Annotated in this window: 12 protein-coding genes; 5 read left to right on the top strand and 7 right to left on the bottom strand. The window is 70.5% G+C overall.

The window, feature by feature from the left end; translation table 11 throughout:
• The first annotated feature begins 109 nt into the window (after positions 1 to 109).
• Positions 110 to 1,555 carry a dihydrolipoamide acetyltransferase family protein gene (locus H0E82_RS05385; protein WP_180544428.1) on the top strand — a complete coding sequence of 482 codons (1,446 nt, stop codon included), beginning with the start codon at positions 110 to 112 and terminating at the stop codon, positions 1,553 to 1,555.
• 177 nt (positions 1,556 to 1,732) lie between these two features.
• Positions 1,733 to 2,116, top strand: coding sequence for a VOC family protein (locus H0E82_RS05380; protein WP_180544427.1), 384 nt, complete (start codon positions 1,733 to 1,735; stop codon positions 2,114 to 2,116).
• Between the two features lie 90 nt (positions 2,117 to 2,206).
• Here H0E82_RS05380 and xpsF read toward each other — a convergent pair whose 3' ends face one another.
• The 5 genes from xpsF to H0E82_RS05355 all read right to left on the bottom strand — a co-directional run bounded on the left by xpsF (position 2,207) and on the right by H0E82_RS05355 (position 7,046).
• Entirely contained in the window at positions 2,207 to 3,424 is a 1,218-nt protein-coding gene (gene xpsF, locus H0E82_RS05375; RefSeq protein WP_180544426.1) for a type II secretion system protein XpsF, read from the bottom strand.
• Positions 3,421 to 4,077 carry a dihydrofolate reductase family protein gene (locus H0E82_RS05370; RefSeq protein WP_180544425.1) on the bottom strand — a complete coding sequence of 219 codons (657 nt, stop codon included), beginning with the start codon at positions 4,075 to 4,077 and terminating at the stop codon, positions 3,421 to 3,423. Before H0E82_RS05370 ends, xpsF begins: the two co-directional genes overlap by 4 nt.
• The gene (gene gspE, locus H0E82_RS05365; RefSeq protein WP_425600322.1) at positions 4,077 to 5,801 is read right to left on the bottom strand and encodes a type II secretion system ATPase GspE; all 1,725 of its coding nucleotides are present in this window, start codon (positions 5,799 to 5,801) and stop codon (positions 4,077 to 4,079) included. Before gspE ends, H0E82_RS05370 begins: the two co-directional genes overlap by 1 nt.
• A 91-nt stretch (positions 5,802 to 5,892) precedes the next feature.
• The gene (locus H0E82_RS05360) at positions 5,893 to 6,498 is read right to left on the bottom strand and encodes a DUF2242 domain-containing protein (RefSeq protein WP_328796963.1); all 606 of its coding nucleotides are present in this window, start codon (positions 6,496 to 6,498) and stop codon (positions 5,893 to 5,895) included.
• Positions 6,499 to 6,632: 134 nt separating this feature from the next.
• On the bottom strand, positions 6,633 to 7,046 hold the full coding sequence (locus H0E82_RS05355) for a hypothetical protein (RefSeq protein WP_180544422.1): 414 nt from the start codon (positions 7,044 to 7,046) through the stop codon (positions 6,633 to 6,635).
• 260 nt (positions 7,047 to 7,306) lie between these two features.
• On the opposite strand from H0E82_RS05355, the gene H0E82_RS05350 reads away from it, so the two are divergent.
• The 3 genes from H0E82_RS05350 to H0E82_RS05340 all read left to right on the top strand — a co-directional run bounded on the left by H0E82_RS05350 (position 7,307) and on the right by H0E82_RS05340 (position 10,811).
• Entirely contained in the window at positions 7,307 to 8,434 is a 1,128-nt protein-coding gene (locus H0E82_RS05350) for an acyltransferase family protein (RefSeq protein ID WP_180544421.1), read from the top strand.
• A 128-nt stretch (positions 8,435 to 8,562) separates the two neighbouring features.
• A complete protein-coding gene (locus tag H0E82_RS05345; protein WP_180544420.1) occupies positions 8,563 to 9,696 on the top strand; it encodes a serine hydrolase in 1,134 nt (377 codons plus the stop codon).
• Between the two features lie 86 nt (positions 9,697 to 9,782).
• Complete coding sequence (locus H0E82_RS05340; protein WP_328796962.1) at positions 9,783 to 10,811, top strand: serine hydrolase; 1,029 nt, start codon at positions 9,783 to 9,785, stop codon at positions 10,809 to 10,811.
• 144 nt (positions 10,812 to 10,955) lie between these two features.
• On the opposite strand, the gene H0E82_RS05335 is transcribed toward H0E82_RS05340, so the two are convergent.
• Both H0E82_RS05335 and H0E82_RS05330 read right to left on the bottom strand, forming a co-directional pair.
• Complete coding sequence (locus H0E82_RS05335; RefSeq protein WP_180544418.1) at positions 10,956 to 12,770, bottom strand: S8 family peptidase; 1,815 nt, start codon at positions 12,768 to 12,770, stop codon at positions 10,956 to 10,958.
• Positions 12,771 to 12,899: 129 nt separating this feature from the next.
• A partial coding sequence (locus H0E82_RS05330; RefSeq protein ID WP_180544417.1) for a YadA family autotransporter adhesin occupies positions 12,900 to 15,516 on the bottom strand: 2,617 nt, incomplete at its 5' end.

The following is a 15,516-nucleotide window of genomic DNA, read 5'->3' as shown; positions in this document are numbered from 1 at the left end:
TCACCGCGTCCCGATACACGAACACAGAGTGGGCAGGCACGTGTGGTTTCCGGCACGTGCCCCCTGACAGCCGGCCCCGGCCGGCACGATCGATCAAAGGACACGCGCCATGGCCAACACCACTTCCTTCCGCCTCCCCGATCTCGGCGAAGGCCTGCCCGATGCCACGATCGTCGAATGGGCGGTCAAGGTCGGCGACACCATCCGCCTCGACGACGCGCTGGTCTCGATGGAGACCGCGAAGGCCGTCGTCGACGTGCCCTCGCCGGTGTCGGGCAAGGTGCTGAAGCTCGCGGGCGAGGCCGGCGACATCGTCGAGACCGGCGCGGTGCTGGCCGAGTTCGAGATCGATCCCAGCCTGCCGCAGCGCGCCGAGGGCCAGGACACCGGCCACCATCATGGTCCGCCGAAGACTGCCGCCGGCCACGGCGTCGGCACCCAGGATCCGGCGCCGGACGACAAGGTCGTCGCCTCGAGCGAAGGCGGCGCGATCGCCGAGGGCGACGGCGCGCAGCCGGAAGCCAAGTCCGACGCCGGCGGCGCGCGTGCCGACACCGGCACCGTGGTCGGCGCGATGCAATCCTCCGATACCGTGCACAGCGAGCAGGCCAGTTCGGCCGGCGGCGTCAAGGCGATGCCGGCCGTGCGCGCGCTCGCCCGCAAGCTGAAGGTGGACATCGCGCGCGTGCGCGGCACCGGCGCCGACGGCGTGGTGACGATGGCCGACGTCAAGCAGGCCGCTGCGGACGGCAGCGCAGCGCCCGGTTCGACCGGCAGCGCGCCACCGCCGCGCGCCGGCGAATACCGCGTGAGCCACGACGCGCCCGCGCAGGACGCGCCCCGCCAGGCGGGCACGCGCACCGCGCTGTCCGCCTCGGGCAAGCCGATGCGAACGCAGCCACCGTCGGTCTCGGCCTCCGGCCAGCCCGAGCCGCTGAAGGGCGTGCGCCGCAACATGGCCCGGGTGATGGCCGATGCGCATGCGAAGGTCGTGCCGACCACGCTCAGCGACGATGCCGACATCCATGCCTGGGCGCCCGGCAACGACGTGACCAGCCGCCTGATCCGCGCGATCTGCGTGGCCGCGCGCGCGGTGCCCGCGCTCAATGCCTGGTTCGACGGCGACAAGCTCACCCGTACCCTGCATCCGCATGTCGACATCGGCATCGCCGTCGACACCGACGACGGCCTGTTCGTGCCGGCGCTGCGCAATGCCGACATGCTCGACGCGCGCGGCGTACGCGAGGGCATCAACCGCCTGCGCGCGCAGGTCGAGGACCGCAGCATTCCGGGCAGCGAACTGAGCGGCTACACGATCTCGCTGTCGAACTTCGGCATGTTCGCCGGTCGCTACGCCACCCCGGTCGTGGTGCCGCCGTGTGTGGCCATCGTCGCCGCGGGTCGTGGCCGTCACCAGATCACCCCGGTGATCGGAGGCTTCGAATCGCACAAGGTCATCCCGCTGTCGCTGACCTTCGACCACCGCGCCGCGACCGGCGGCGAGGCCGCGCGCTTCCTCAAGGCGATGCTCGACGATCTGGCCCTCGCCCAGTGATCCGGGCGGCGGCCTCGCCCTGAGGCGCCATCGCGTCGCCTGACGGCGCGTGGGCGGGCGCCGTCGGCGTGATCACGGAAAGGCTGCCTGGCGATGCCGCGGCGGACCCCGCGCGTCGTCGCAGCCGTTGCAAGCGGGTCGCGGCATGCTGGCGCTCCATCCACCGGAGCGCCCGCCATGCCCCACCGCAGCCGCCTGTCCACCTTCGTACTGGATTGCCAGGTCGATGACCTGGCTCCGCATATCGAATTCTGGAGCCAGGCCCTCGGCCGACCGGTCGTGAGCCCGGACCAGGACGGCGACGGCCGCTACGCCGAGCTCGAGCGCGCGCTCGGTGAGCCGATCCTGCTGCTGCAACAGGTCGATCACGCCTCGCGCATCCATCTCGACATCGAGTCCGACGACATCGACGCCGAGGCCGAGCGTCTCGAGGCGCTCGGCGCGAAGCGGATCGGCTTCGTCAAGCGCTGGTGGGTGATGGAAGCGCCCAGTGGACACAGGTTCTGCATCGTGCGGCCACAGCGGGAAGACTTCGCGCGGCACGCCAACACCTGGGACTAGCAGGCCAGGCCACCGCCGCACGTCATGTCCAGCAGGTGACCCGTCCGCAGTACCAGACGTTTGCCGGCGCTGCGGAAGGCGGCTCGAAAATCAGCCGATCACGCTGGTCAGGTCGTAGATCGGGACCAGCACCGCCAGGATCACCACCATCACCACGAGCGCGAGAAGCAGCGTGATTGCCGGGACAAGCGCGGCGAGCATGCGGTCGAGCGAGGTGCCGGTCTGCTGGTCGAAGGTGTCGGCGGTCTTGAGCAGCATCGCGTCGAGCGCGCCGGATTCCTCGCCCACCTGGACCATCTGCACCGCCAGACGCGGGAAGCGGCGATTGCGACCGAGCGCGCTGGACAGGCCGACACCGTTCCTGACCTCGGCCTCGGCGGCTTCGACATCGGCCGCGAGCGCGCGGTTGCCGAGCACGTTGCGGCCGATGCCCAGCGCCGCGATCAGCGGTACGCCGTTGCGCAGCAGGGTGCCCAGCGTGCGTGCGAGGCGCGCGGTTTCCATGCGCGCGATCAGCGGCCCGGCGATGCGCCGCTCGAGCAGCCATGCGTCGAAGCGGGCACGGAAGGCGGCGTCGCGCAGTCTCAGCGTAAATGCATAGGCCGCCAGCACCGGGACGATCAGCAGCGCGATCCACCAGTCGCGGACGAACTCACCGGCGCCGAGCACGATGCGGGTGAACACCGGCAGCTCGGCATCGAGGCTTTCGTACATGGCGGCGAACTGCGGCACCACGTAGCCCAGCAGGAAGAGCAGCGACGCGCCCACCATCATGATCAGGATCGCGGGATAGATCAGCGCATTGACGACGCGCCCCCGCAGTGCCCGCGCGCGTTCGAGGTAATCGCCCAGCCTCTGCAGCGTGTCCTCGAGGCTGCCACCCGCCTCGCCGGCGCGCACCATGTTCACGTACAACCGCGAGAACGTGCCGTGCTGGCGTTCCAGCGCGGTCGAAAGCGACACGCCGCCGCGCACCGCATCGCGCAGCTCGGTGATCGTGCGCTTGGCATCCGGCTCGTCGGGGAGGTCGAGCAGGATCGTCAGCGCGCGGTCCAGCGGCTGTCCCGCATTGAGCAGCGTGGCCAGCTGCTGGGTGAACTGCACGAGCCGCTGTCCCGAGAACGGCTTCGGCTTGAACAGCGCCTTCCAGTCCTCGACCGCCCGCGCCTCGCTCGCCGGACGCGCCTCGACCGGTAGGTGGCCCTGTTCCTGCAGCCGCAACGCGACTTCGGCTTCGCTGGCGGCGTCCATCGTGCCGTCGAGCGTTTCGCCGCGGATGTTGAGGGCCTTGTAGCGGTAGAGGGTCACGCGCCGGGAACCCGCTCGATCAGCACGTGCATCGCACGCGCGCCGGGTGCGCTTCGCGCCACGCGGTAACCGAGCGCCGGCAAATCGAATCCGGCCAGCAGCGACTCGCCGCGTCCGAGCAGCACGGGTGCGACCGCGAGATGCAGCCGGTCGATCAGGCCGGCCTGCAGGTACTGGCGGATCGTCGCGGCACCACCGCCGATGCGCACGTCCGCGCCGCCCGCGGCGTCGCGCGCCAACGCGAGTGCAGCTTCCGGGCCATCGGTGACGAAATGGAACGTGGTGCCGCCCGCCATCACCAGCGGCGCGCGGGCATGGTGCGAAAGAACGAAGACATCGCAGTGGTAGGGCGGTTCGTCGCCCCACCAGCCGCGCCAGCCGTCGTCCGGCCAGGCGCCGCGCGACGGAGTGAACATGTGGCGGCCGAGGATCCACGCGCCGATGCCGTCGAAGCCGCGCGCGGCGAAGTCGTCATCCACGCCGGACTCGCCGTCCTGATTGCCGAGCACCCTGCGCTGGAAGGTGCGGGTCGGACGGAACCACTCGTGCAACGCGGTGCCGCCGGCGCCCAGCGGATCGTCGAGCGATTGTCCGGGGCCGGCCGCGAACCCGTCGATGGAAATGGTGAAGCTGTCGACCCTGACCTCGCCCATCACGCCTCCTCCGTCACCCGCAGCACTTCCTCGATCGTCGTCTCGCCGCGCAGCGCCTTGAGGATGCCGTCCTCGTACATCGTGCGCATGCCGGACTCGCGGGCCAGCTGCTCGAGCTCGCCCATGCCGGCGTGGCGCATCACCGCGCGGCGCAGGGTGTCGTTCATGACCAGGAATTCGACGATCGTGGTGCGGCCCAGATACCCGGTCGGCGCGGCGGCTGAGGGGCCCGGGCGGTACAACACGATCTCGCCCTCGGGCTGGAAGCGGCGCAGTTCGAAGCGCTCGATCTCCTCGGGCGATGCGGCATAGCGCACGCGATGCGTCGGCTCGAGCTTGCGCACCAGGCGCTGGGCAAGGATGCCGTTGATGGTGGACGTCAGCAGGTAATCCTCGACGCCCATGTCGAGCATGCGGGTGATGCCGCCGGCAGCGTTGTTCGTGTGCAGCGTGCTGAGCACGAGATGGCCGGTGAGCGCGGACTGGATCGCGATGCGCGCGGTTTCCAGATCGCGCATTTCGCCGATCATGATGATGTCCGGATCCTGGCGGACGATCGAACGCAGCGCATTGGCGAAATCGAGCCCGATCTGCGGCTTGGCCTGGATCTGGTTGATGCCTTCGATCTGGTATTCGACCGGATCCTCGACGGTGATGATCTTGACGTCCGGCGTATTGAGCTGCGACAGCGCGGTGTAAAGAGTCGTCGTCTTGCCCGAACCGGTCGGGCCGGTGACCAGCAGGATGCCGTGCGGCTGGTCGAGCACCTTGTCGAACTGCGGCAGGAATTCGTCGGTGAACCCGAGCCGGTAGAAGTCGAACACCACCGTCTCGCGGTCGAGCAGGCGCATCACCACGCTCTCGCCGTGCGCGGTCGGCACCGTGCTCACGCGCAGGTCGAGTTCCTTGCCCTGCACGCGCAGCATGATGCGGCCGTCCTGCGGCAGCCGGCGCTCGGCGATGTTGAGGCGGGCCATGATCTTGATGCGGCTGATCACTGCCGCGGTCAGGTTCACCGGCGGGCTTTCGCCGTCGATCAATACGCCGTCGACGCGATAGCGCACTTTCAACCGACTCTCGAACGGTTCGATGTGGATGTCCGACGCGCGCAGCTCGACCGCACGCTGGATCACCAGATTCACCAGCCGGATCACCGGCGCCTCGGACGCGAGATCGCGCAGGTGCTCGACATCGTCGACATCCCCGCCGCCGGCGCCGTCCGCCGATTCGACGATCGTGCCCATCGCGCTGCGGCCCTGGCCGTACCAGCGCTCGATCAGGTCGTCGATCTCCGAACGCAGGCCCACGATGGGCGCGATCTCGCAGCCGGTCGCCAGACGCACCGCGTCGAGCGCGTACGCGTCGTACGGATCCGACATCCACACCTGCAGCCGGCCCCGGGTCTCGCCCACCGGCACCAGGTGGAACTGGCGCAGGAAGCGGATCGACAGGGGCTGGGCCCCGTCGGCCAGTTCGGGTGGCGTCTCCGGCATGGCCTTTCCCGCGATCAGCGGCAGGCCGAGCTCCGCGGCGCAGGCTTCGGCATGATCGCGTTCCGACACCAGGCCGAGGCGACCGAGGATCGAGAGCAGACTTCCGCCGGCATCGGCGTGCAGGCGCTGGGCCCGCGCCAGGTCGACGTCCTTGAGACGCCCACCGGCACGCAGGCGGGCGACGATTCGCGCTTCCACCGTATCGGGGGACGCGGTGGACTCCTCGAGCACCGCATTCACGGCGTGGCACCTCCCTCGACGACAGACCGGGCGACTTTAGCAGTCCGCCGGCGCGGGTCGCGGTCGCGGCGCGCCTGGCGGCTCAGCGCGCCGGATCCTCGCCATCGGCCGGCAGCACGGGCGTGCGACGCAGATCGGACGGCGGCGGATCCTCGGCCGGCACGTCGCCGCTGCGGACCCGCTCGCGCGGTGATGGCGAGGGCACGTAATAGCCGACCCGTTCGAAGAAGCGACGGTAGAACCCCCCGTCCTGGACCGTGCTGCTGGCCACGCGGACCAGGGAATCCTCGCGGCTGCCCACCGGCAGCGACACCGAACCCAGGCCACCCACACCGAGGCTGGCCGAGCTGGAGCTCTTGCGCAGCACGTAACGGTCGAGCAGAGCGCTGACGAACAACAGCGTACGCTCGTTGCCGCGCGCCACGCACGACACGCGCACCGAAAGCTGGGTATGCACCTCGTCCTCGGGCTGGAAGTTCTTGGTGGCTTCGACCGCGTCGTCGCCGGCCTTGCCGACCGCATAGCCCTGGCCCAGCAGGGCCAGCCGGGCGGCGGAACACACCTGCGCAGGCGGCATCTCGTACGTGCGCGAGTAGGTCTCGTCGGAGTCGAAGGACTCGCCCATGAAGGGGACGTCCTCCCGCGTGTTGTGCCCACAGGCCGACACCAGGATGAGGAGGACGGCCACGGCGGCCAGACGCGGAAGCGGAGCGACAGAACGCATCACGGACAACCCGGGGAAAGCGGACCCGGCATGATACCGGCGCGGTCGCGACGGACTTTCAACGCCGGCTGCACGGTTCATCGCGGGGACGGCGAGATTCAGTGCGCGGTCGGCGGCGGTGGCGGTGGCGGTGGATCGTTGCGCGTGCGCCGCTCGGCCTCGAGCCAGTCGAGATGGGCCGCCAACGTGCGTCCCGCGGCCTCCGCCTCGGCGCTGGCGGCGGCGTCGAGGGCCTTGGACACCGACAGGCGCGTGACCACGCCGCGCGCATCGCGCAGGCTGGCGGTGTGGCGCAGCATGGCCAGCAGCATCGCCGCGCTCGGAGTCCGGGTCACCGGCTCGCCGCCGAGCACCAGGATCCATTCCCCGTCCTGGAACATCGCGCCCGCGAGCACGCGGTCGTCCGGATCACGCAGCTGCGCATGGATCTGGGATGCGCCGCCGCGAAGGTCAGCACGCCGCGGCGCGGATTTGCGGCGTGCATCGCGCCGCGATTTTGACAGCCTGGACATCGGTCTCGTTGACTGGGCGGGGGCGCGACAGTATCCCAGATCGGCCTGCACCCCTGACCGCTCCGTCACACCGTCGCTGCTGCAATGCGCGTCTCCTCCGGTCGGGATTCCGGCATGCGTCGAACGCCCATCCATGTCCGTGCGCTGCGATGTCGGCGGTGCGCTCCGGCGCCTTTCCGGCGCGGTGGCTGGCGCGCACCGAGGCGGTCCGCTCACGCGCCGGCAGGTGCGAGCCGTCGCGGCCTCCGGGGAGCGACGGCATGACCGTGCCCGCCGCGTCGCCGCCCGTTGCAGGCGGCGCGCGCATGGGGCGCATCGGCGCCATCGATCTCGCGCGCGGCTTCGCGGTCTGCCTGATGATCCTCAGTCACGGCACCAACGGGCTGATGCCCTACGACGATTTCCCGGACTGGGGCCAGGTGCCGATCCACGCGATCACCAAGTTCTCCTCGTCGCTGTTCGTCATCGTGTTCGGCATCGCACTGGCGGTCGCGTTCGTGCCCAAGACCTCGGCGCCGGACTGGCCGCAGCGCCGCAATCGTCTGCTCTGGCGGGGCCTCGTGGTGCTCTTCTGGTACAAGCTGCTGACCATCGTCGAGATGTACGGCCGCCACGATCGCGAGGCGATCATCGACACACTCCTGTACCGGAATTTCCCGTCCTACGTCGAAATCCTCGGGTTCTATGCCATCGCCCTGCTGTGGATCCCGTGGGTACTGCCGCTTTGGGCACGGATGCCGGCATGGCTGCGCTGGCTGAGCCCAGTCCCGGTGGCCGGCCTTTCGTGGTGGCTGCTGCACAACTTCGGCTTCTGGGGTGTCCCGCAGGTGCAGGCCGTTCTGGTCGAACATCCCGACTATTACACCTGGGGCCAGCTCGCGCGTGGACCGTTGATCCTGGTCGGCTTTCTGGTCGGTGGATTGCTCCTGCGCTGGTACGGCGATCCGCGCACGCGCCTGGGGCTGGCCGGAGGGCTCGCCCTGGTATCCGCGCTGCTGTTCGCATGGTTTCTGATACGCGCCGACGCCCCGGGTGAGCTGCTCGTGGACATCGGCCGCAACGCGGGCAAGCACCCGCCCCAACTGATGTTCACGCTGTTCAGCGTGGGCGGCGCGTTCGCATTGCTGGCGCTGGCGGTGGCCGGCGGTGAATGGCTGGCGCGGATGCTGCGTCCCGTGGCCGTGATCGGCAGCGATGCGTTGATGGCGTTCATCGTGCACATCAGCGTGATTTTCCTGCTGTTCCGCGAAACCCTCGGCTATTACCAGACCGTCAGTTATCCGCGCGCCCTGGTGCTGACCGCGCTGCTGATCGCGGCGACGGCCGCATGGATCTGGCTGTGGCAACGCATCCGCCAGCCGGGGCGACCCGCAGTTCAGCGCCAATAACGGCCGCCGCGGTTAGGGTCCCGACTCGAACGACAGACCGCCGCTCGCGGCCATGTGCCGCCGCGGCCGCGTCGGTGCCGGGGCCGCGCCTGTCGTGCACCCCGCCCGCACGCGTCCGGAGGGAGCCGATGTTGCGTTTCACGCTGTCCGCCGTTGTCCTCGCATCGCTGCTGCTTGCCGATGTGCGCGGCGCGCATGCGCGTGACGCGCAGACGCGGGCACCGTCCGCCGGCGAGGTCGCCACTCTGGAGGCGCCGCCCTGGGCCGCGGATCTGGATCGTCGCCTGCGGTCCATCGACCATGCCTTCGGGGGCGAGATCGGCGTGTACGTGCATCATCTCGGCCGCGACGAGACCTGGGGATTCCGCGCCGACGAGACCTGGTATCTGGCGTCGGGTGTGAAGGTGCCGGTCGCGATCGCGGTGCTTCGCGAGATCGAGCAGGAGTGGCTGTCCCTGGACAGCCGGATCACCCTGCTCGCGACCGACCTGGTGGACGGTGCCGGCGGCACCAATGCGCATCCGGTAGGCACCCGCCTGCGGATCGGCTATCTGCTCGAGCAGATGATCGTGTACAGCGACAACACGGCGACGGACATGTTGATCCGCACCGTCGGCCTCGGCCAGGTCAATGCCGTGGCCAACGAACTCATCGCCGCGCAAGGCGCGCACATCACCTCGCTCGCAGACGTCCGTCGTCTGGCCTACGGCGCGTTCCATCCCGGCGCCGCCGGGCTTTCCTCGCAGGATCTGCTGGCGCTGCAGCGGGCCGGCACCGGCCAGGCCCGCGTGCGCAAACTGGCCGAGTTGCTGCGCGTTTCTCCCGACACGTTCGCCGTCCCCAGTCTCGACAGTGCGTTCGAACGCTACTACGCCACGGAGGCCAACAGCGCCACGCTGCGCGACTACGGGCGCATGCTGGCCTCGCTGCAGCAGGGCCTCGCGCTGGAGCCGGAGGGCACGCGTCATCTGCTCGGTGTGATGGCGCGCGTGCAGACCGGGCGCCAGCGGATCCGCGCAGGCCTGCCGCCCGGCGCGCACTTCGCCAACAAGACCGGCACCCAGCACCGTCGCCTGTGCGACTCCGGCATCGTGACCATGCCGGCCGTCGGCGACCGCGCGCCCGTGCGTGTGGTGATCGCGGCGTGCGTGCGCGGCGTGGCGGGCGCGGCCGGTGAGCGGGCACTGCGTGACGTTGCCGCAGCCGTCACCGCTGCCGGGGTATTCAGTGCGACCGACCCGATGCCCGTCCCACGACGATGACCCGAAGCGCTGCCGGCCTCGTCTTCGCCGCACTTCTCACCCTTGCCGGATGCCGGGGGGGTGAACCGCCCACACCGGACGATCCCGTGCAGGCAGCGGCCGTCGATGCCGCGGCATCGACCACGGCCGCGTGGGTGGACGCGCTCGATGCGGAGGTCGGGCGCATCGATGCGGCGATGCCCGGCGATTTCGGCGTCTACATCCGTCACTTCGGGCCGGATCCGGGCACGCTGGATCGCGGCGACGACCGCGCCTGGTATCTCTCCTCGACGATCAAGATCCCGGTCGCCGTGGCCGTGCTCGAGCAGGTCGACGCAGGCGCGCTCTCGCTGGATCAGGAACTGACCCTCGCGGAAAGTGACTTCGTCGATGGCGCGGGCGACATGCTTTCGTACAAGCCGGGCGCGCGCTTCAGCGTCGGCGATCTCCTGCAGAAGTCGCTGCGGGACAGTGACAGCACCGCCACCGACATGCTGATCCGGCTCGTCGGCGAGTCCAGCCTCAACCGGCGGATCCGGGCCTGGGCCGGCGACGGGTTCGGACCCGTGACCACCATTCTGCAGGTGCGCTACGACGCGTACGGCCCGGTGCACCCGGGCGTGGCCGGGCTCGACAACATGGCCATCGTGCGCCTGCGCAACGCCGAGGCCGGCGAGGCGCGGCTCGATGCTCTGGCGCGTGAGCTCGGCGTCGCGCGCGATGCGCTCGACGCCGAGTCGCTCGAGGCGGTGTTCGACAGGTATTACGAGGGCGACCGCAACCAGGCGCGGCTTGCGGCATTCGCGACCCTGCTCGAGCGGCTCGTCGCGGGCGAGCTGCTGTCGCCGGAAAGCACGCGATTGATGCTCGGCCACATGCGCAGCATCCGCACGGGCGACCGCCGGCTCAGCGCCGGCCTTCCGCCGGAGACGGACTTCGCCCAGAAGACCGGGACCCAGCTGCGCCGGGCCTGCAATGTCGGCGTGGTCGATCCGGAGCGTGGACGCGAAGGGGCGACGGTCGTCCTCGCATGCGCCGAGGATTTCGAGGGCCTCGCCCAGGCCGAGCAGGCCTTCCAGGCGCTGGGACGCGCACTCGGCGCGACCGTGCTGGCCGCCCCGAACGCTGCCCACTGACGCGGCCGGCGCATTGATGCGTCGATTGCACGGGTCCGCGTACGCGGCGGTACGCCGCGCATGACCTGAAAAAAACCCACGGCCGCCAGGGCGGCCGTGGGTCGCGAGGTGCATCTGCCGCCGCGACGCGACGGCAGGCAGGGCTCAGTAGCGCGCCTGGAGCGTGACGTTACCGTAGGTGCCGGAGAGCAGGACGTAGTAGGTCCCGGCGGCGGGTGCGCCGATGCGCACGGTCTCCGAGTTGCCCGGACGGATCGATCGGTGGTCGAACGATGTCGGGGTCGGCACCTCACCGCGGCTGACATGCAGCGAAACATTCCCGGTGCCGCCGCTGGTGGTGATGCTCAACGGGCCGGACACGCCAGCCGGCACTTCGATCGCATACAGCGTATCGCCGCCGGTGCCCGACAGGCCGCGCACCGGCACCTGGTTCACGAGGGTGATGGCCGGGGGCGCGCAATCCACCTCGCAGGGTTCTTCCAGCGCCTTGTCCAGTGCGGCCTTGGCGTCGACGATACCGCTTCCCATCGCCGTCGCCGTCGGAATGGTCACCGGGAACGGACGCGCCGTCTCCACGAGCAGGGTCCGCATCTCGGCGGGGGTCAGCGTGTCGCGCCCGGCTTCGGCGAGTGCGCTCTGCACCATCGCAGCCACCGCGGCGACATGCGGCGACGCCATCGACGTGCCCGCCTTGCCGCCGTAGCTGTAGGTACCGGCGTGCGCGGTGGTGCTCGCGGACACGGCCTGCAGGATGAAGCCGTCCCAGCCGTCGTTGCCGGTGTCCTCGTTGCCGCCGCCGCCCGGCGCGGACAGGTCGATACGGGGACCGAAGTTCGAATACGACGCGCGACCGCCGGTGATGCGCGTCGCGCCCACGGCCACCACGCCGTTGCAGCTCGCGGGGCTGAAGTTGGCCACGTTCGCATTGCTGTTGCCCGCCGCGGCCACCACGACACTGCCGTTGGCGGTCGCCGCGCTGACGGCCTGCTGCGTGATCGACGGACAGGCCTGGCCACTGCCCAGGCTGAGGTTGATCACCTCGGCCGGGTTGGTGTTGTCCGGCACGCCCGGCACGCTGCCGCCCGATGCCCAGACGATGGCGTCGGCCACGTCCGAGGTATAGCCGCCGCAGCGGCCCAGAGCGCGGATCGGCAGCACCTTCGATTCGTATGCCAGGCCCGCCCCGCCGAGGGCGTTGTTGGTCACCTGGGCCACCGTGCCGGCGACGTGGGTGCCGTGCCAGGAGCTGTTGCGTACCTGGCACTGGGTCGCATCCGTGTTCCAGTCACCGTAGTCGAACGCACCGGGAACCCGCTCGTTCGTCGGCCGGCGGGATACCTCCGCGTCGGTGATGAAGTCGTAGCCTTCGAGCACGTTGCCGGCGATGTCCGGATGATCGGGAAGGATGCCGCTGTCGATCACCGCGACGACGACGCCCGCGCCCCGGTTGATGTCCCATGCCGCCGGGGCGCGGACGCCACCGGCCGGATTGAAGAAGTTCCACTGGTAGGTCGCGTACTGCGGATCGTTCGGGGTCAGCAGCGGGTGCACCCGGCGGTCGAGCTCGGCGAACTCGACCGCCGGATCCGCGGCGATCTCGTCGAGCAGGCGGGTCATTTCCGTCCTGTCCAACCTGCGCGAGAGGGTGAACACGTCGGCGCCCACCGCCGACCGCCGCAGGTGCTTGGCATTCGTCGGGAGGCTGCCGCGCGCCGCCGCCGTGCGGACCATGCCGGCGCGGCTCACGGCCGAATCGACCGAGGCCACGCCGCGCTTCAGGTCACGCGCCTCCGCAGTACCGGCGCGGTATTTCACGATGATCCGGGCCCCGCCGTCGATGTCGGCTGGCGCGTGCAGCGCGGGGGCACGGGTCGCAGGACCGGAGGCCGCCGCGGCACCTGTCGCGAGCGCGATGGCACTGGCAACGGCGAGGGTGATGGGATGCTTGGTCAAACGCATGTAGATCTCCTGATTCGATATGAGCGGTGCTGCTCGTGACACCCGGAAACTGTCGGCTCGCCGTGAGCCCGACCCAACGTTGCATCGCCGCGGCCTGCCGCCCGTGTGGACGACAGGCCGCGGAGCTCTTCACCAGCCGAAGCCCGCACCCACGCCCACGGACTTCTCGTCGCCGCTGAGCGCGCCGCCGAAGGTCACCGTGGCGCGCTCGCTGATCGCGCGCTGGTAGCCCACCGACAGGGCGCTCTCGCCGCCCTGGAAGCCGACGCCCACGCCGACCCGGTTCTGCGTGCGGATACCCGCCGCGCTCGTCGCCATGTTGAGCATCGCCGCGCCCATTGCGCCCTGACGGTCGATGCGCCGGTCGGTGTCGTAGAACCGGCGTTCGACGTCGCCGCGGAACGTGTCCAAGCTCTCGCCCCAGACGGCGAGCTTCTGGTCGGTGTAGGCATTGGCGGTCGACACGGCCTGGGTGGCTGTCGTGTCGGCATAGGCGCGCGCGTCGGCGACGCCCGCCTGCACCTGGCTCACGTTGGCCGCATCGGTCGCTTGCGTTCCGGCCGCGACATTGGTGACCTGTCGCTGGTTGCTGGCCGAGCCGACGGAGACGGTATTGGCGCGGTCGGCGACCGCGCTCTGGCCGATCGCCACCGAACCTTCGGCCGAGGCGCTCGCGCCCTGTCCGATCGCGGTGGCCGACGCCGCCGTCACCGAGGCGCTTTCGCCGACAGCGACCGCATTGGGAGCCTCGGACGACGCACGTACGGCGCCTGTGCGGGTCGCTTCCTGACCAGTGGCCGGACCGTTGGCCACACTGCCGGCTGTGCGATCCACGGGGTCCACTGCACCTGCAGGACCGGACGCGACTCGGCCGCCGGTGACGCTCCTGTCGGCGGAGTCCGGGCCCTGGCGCACCACGTCAACGGCGTGGTCGCTGGCAGCTACCGAAGCGGTTGCACCCGTCACGCCCTTGCCTGACTGCGCGGCCGGGTCAGCCATGCCACGGTCGACCGTAGCGCTGCGGGCACCCGAACGCGACTCGCTCGCCACGTCCGCCTCCGCAGCGGGCGTCACCGCGACCGCCTCGACCCCGGTAGTCGCGCCGGCAATGGTCCCGGTCACTCCACTCGCGGCGCCGGAGGTCGAGGTACGAGTCTCGGCGCCGGCCTCATTCGCTGCATTCCGGGTGGACGGTTCCTGCGCGATCGCAGGCGCACCGGTCTGCGCCCCAGAGGACTTGTCGGTACTGACGCTCGCAGCCGGAGTGGAGCCCGCAGTCGACGCAGCTGCTCGCTGCTCCGTCGAGGCCGCCGCTTCTGCCGTGACCGCCTGCTCGACGCCGACGACTCGCCGGTCAATGTTGCTGACCTGTGCGCCGAGTGATCCGATCTGCGCGTCGAGGGCGCCAAGGGCATCGCCGACGCTGAAATAGTTGCCGCCGCCGACACTGTAGGTGGGCGGGCTCAATGTGCCGAACGCAGTCACGCTCGCACCGCCGCCCAGAGCGTCGGCAGCACTCATCAGCGCCGCGTGCATCTGCGCACCATTGATCGCATCACGACTGCCGGAGGACACGACGCCGGCAGCGACATTGCGGATACGTGTGCCGTTCGCCCCGTCCAGGGTGATCGTGCTGCGGCTGGCGTCGTCGTAGCTCACCATGCCGTCGACGCGGTCGCTCAGGTCGTCAACCGCCGCATCGAACTGGGCCACGTTGACGGCATCCGTATCACCGACGCCGGCAGCGAGATTGGTGATCCGGCGCGTGGCCGGATAGCCGCCTGCGCCCGTGCCGTTGCCGATCGAGACCACGTTGGCCTCCGGCGCACGGGCGCCCGCGCCCAGCGCCACGCTGTTCACGCCGTTGGCCCAGGCGTTCAGACCCAGCGCGGTCGCGTTCTGCGCATAGGCGTAGGAATCGCGTCCCACGGCCGTCGTCCCCACCGCCGTCGCCCACGCGAACTGGCCCACCGACGTGGTGTTGTCCGCCGTTGCCCAGGCGGAGCCGCCGAGCGCCGTGCTGTTGAGACCGGTGGCGCGCGACGTGGTGCCCGCCGCCAGGCTGGTGGCGCCGCTGGCCGTCGCGGTATTGCCCACGGCCGTCGAGTTCAGACCGCTGGCGACCGCCGCGACACCCACGGCCGTCGCGCGGTCGGCCGTGGCCTCGGCGCCGTAGCCGAGCGCGCTCGCCAGGAAGCCGGTCGCTTCGGCGTAGCTGCCGGTGGCGGTCGCGCCGTCGCCGGAGGCGATCGAGCGGAACCCCGTCGCCAGGGCCTGCTGGCCCGATGCGTCCGCTTCGGTGCCCACCGCCGTCGCGTAGGGCCCCGAGGCCTGGGCGGCATTGCCGATCGCGGATGCGCCGAGGGCGGACGCATTCGCCCGCTGGCCGACCGCCGTGCTCTGTTCGCCACTCGCCTCGCTGTAGGCGCCGAGTGCGAGCGCGTCGTCGGCGAGGGCGGTGGCATTGAAGCCGACCGCGGTCGCGTCCTGGCCGAAGGCCTGTGCGCCGCTGCCCAGGGCCGTGGCCCCCTGCCCGACCGCCGAAGCCGATTCGCCCGCCGCCGTCGCGTAGTCGCCTTCGACATAGGCCGCGTTGTCGCTGTCCTCGCTGCCGGACGCGGCGAAGTAACGGGCGTACTGCGTCGCCTCGGCCAGCTGGTCGACATTCACCGCATCGGTGCCCGCCGTGCCCGCGGCCACGTTGGTGATCTGGCGCTCGTTGCCCGCACTGCCCACCGAGACCGTG

Origin of the sequence: Luteimonas deserti (assembly GCF_013425765.1) — a bacterium.
Classification (GTDB): Bacteria; Pseudomonadota; Gammaproteobacteria; order Xanthomonadales; family Xanthomonadaceae; genus Luteimonas; species Luteimonas deserti.
This window is presented reverse-complemented; position numbering and strand designations above follow the sequence as displayed.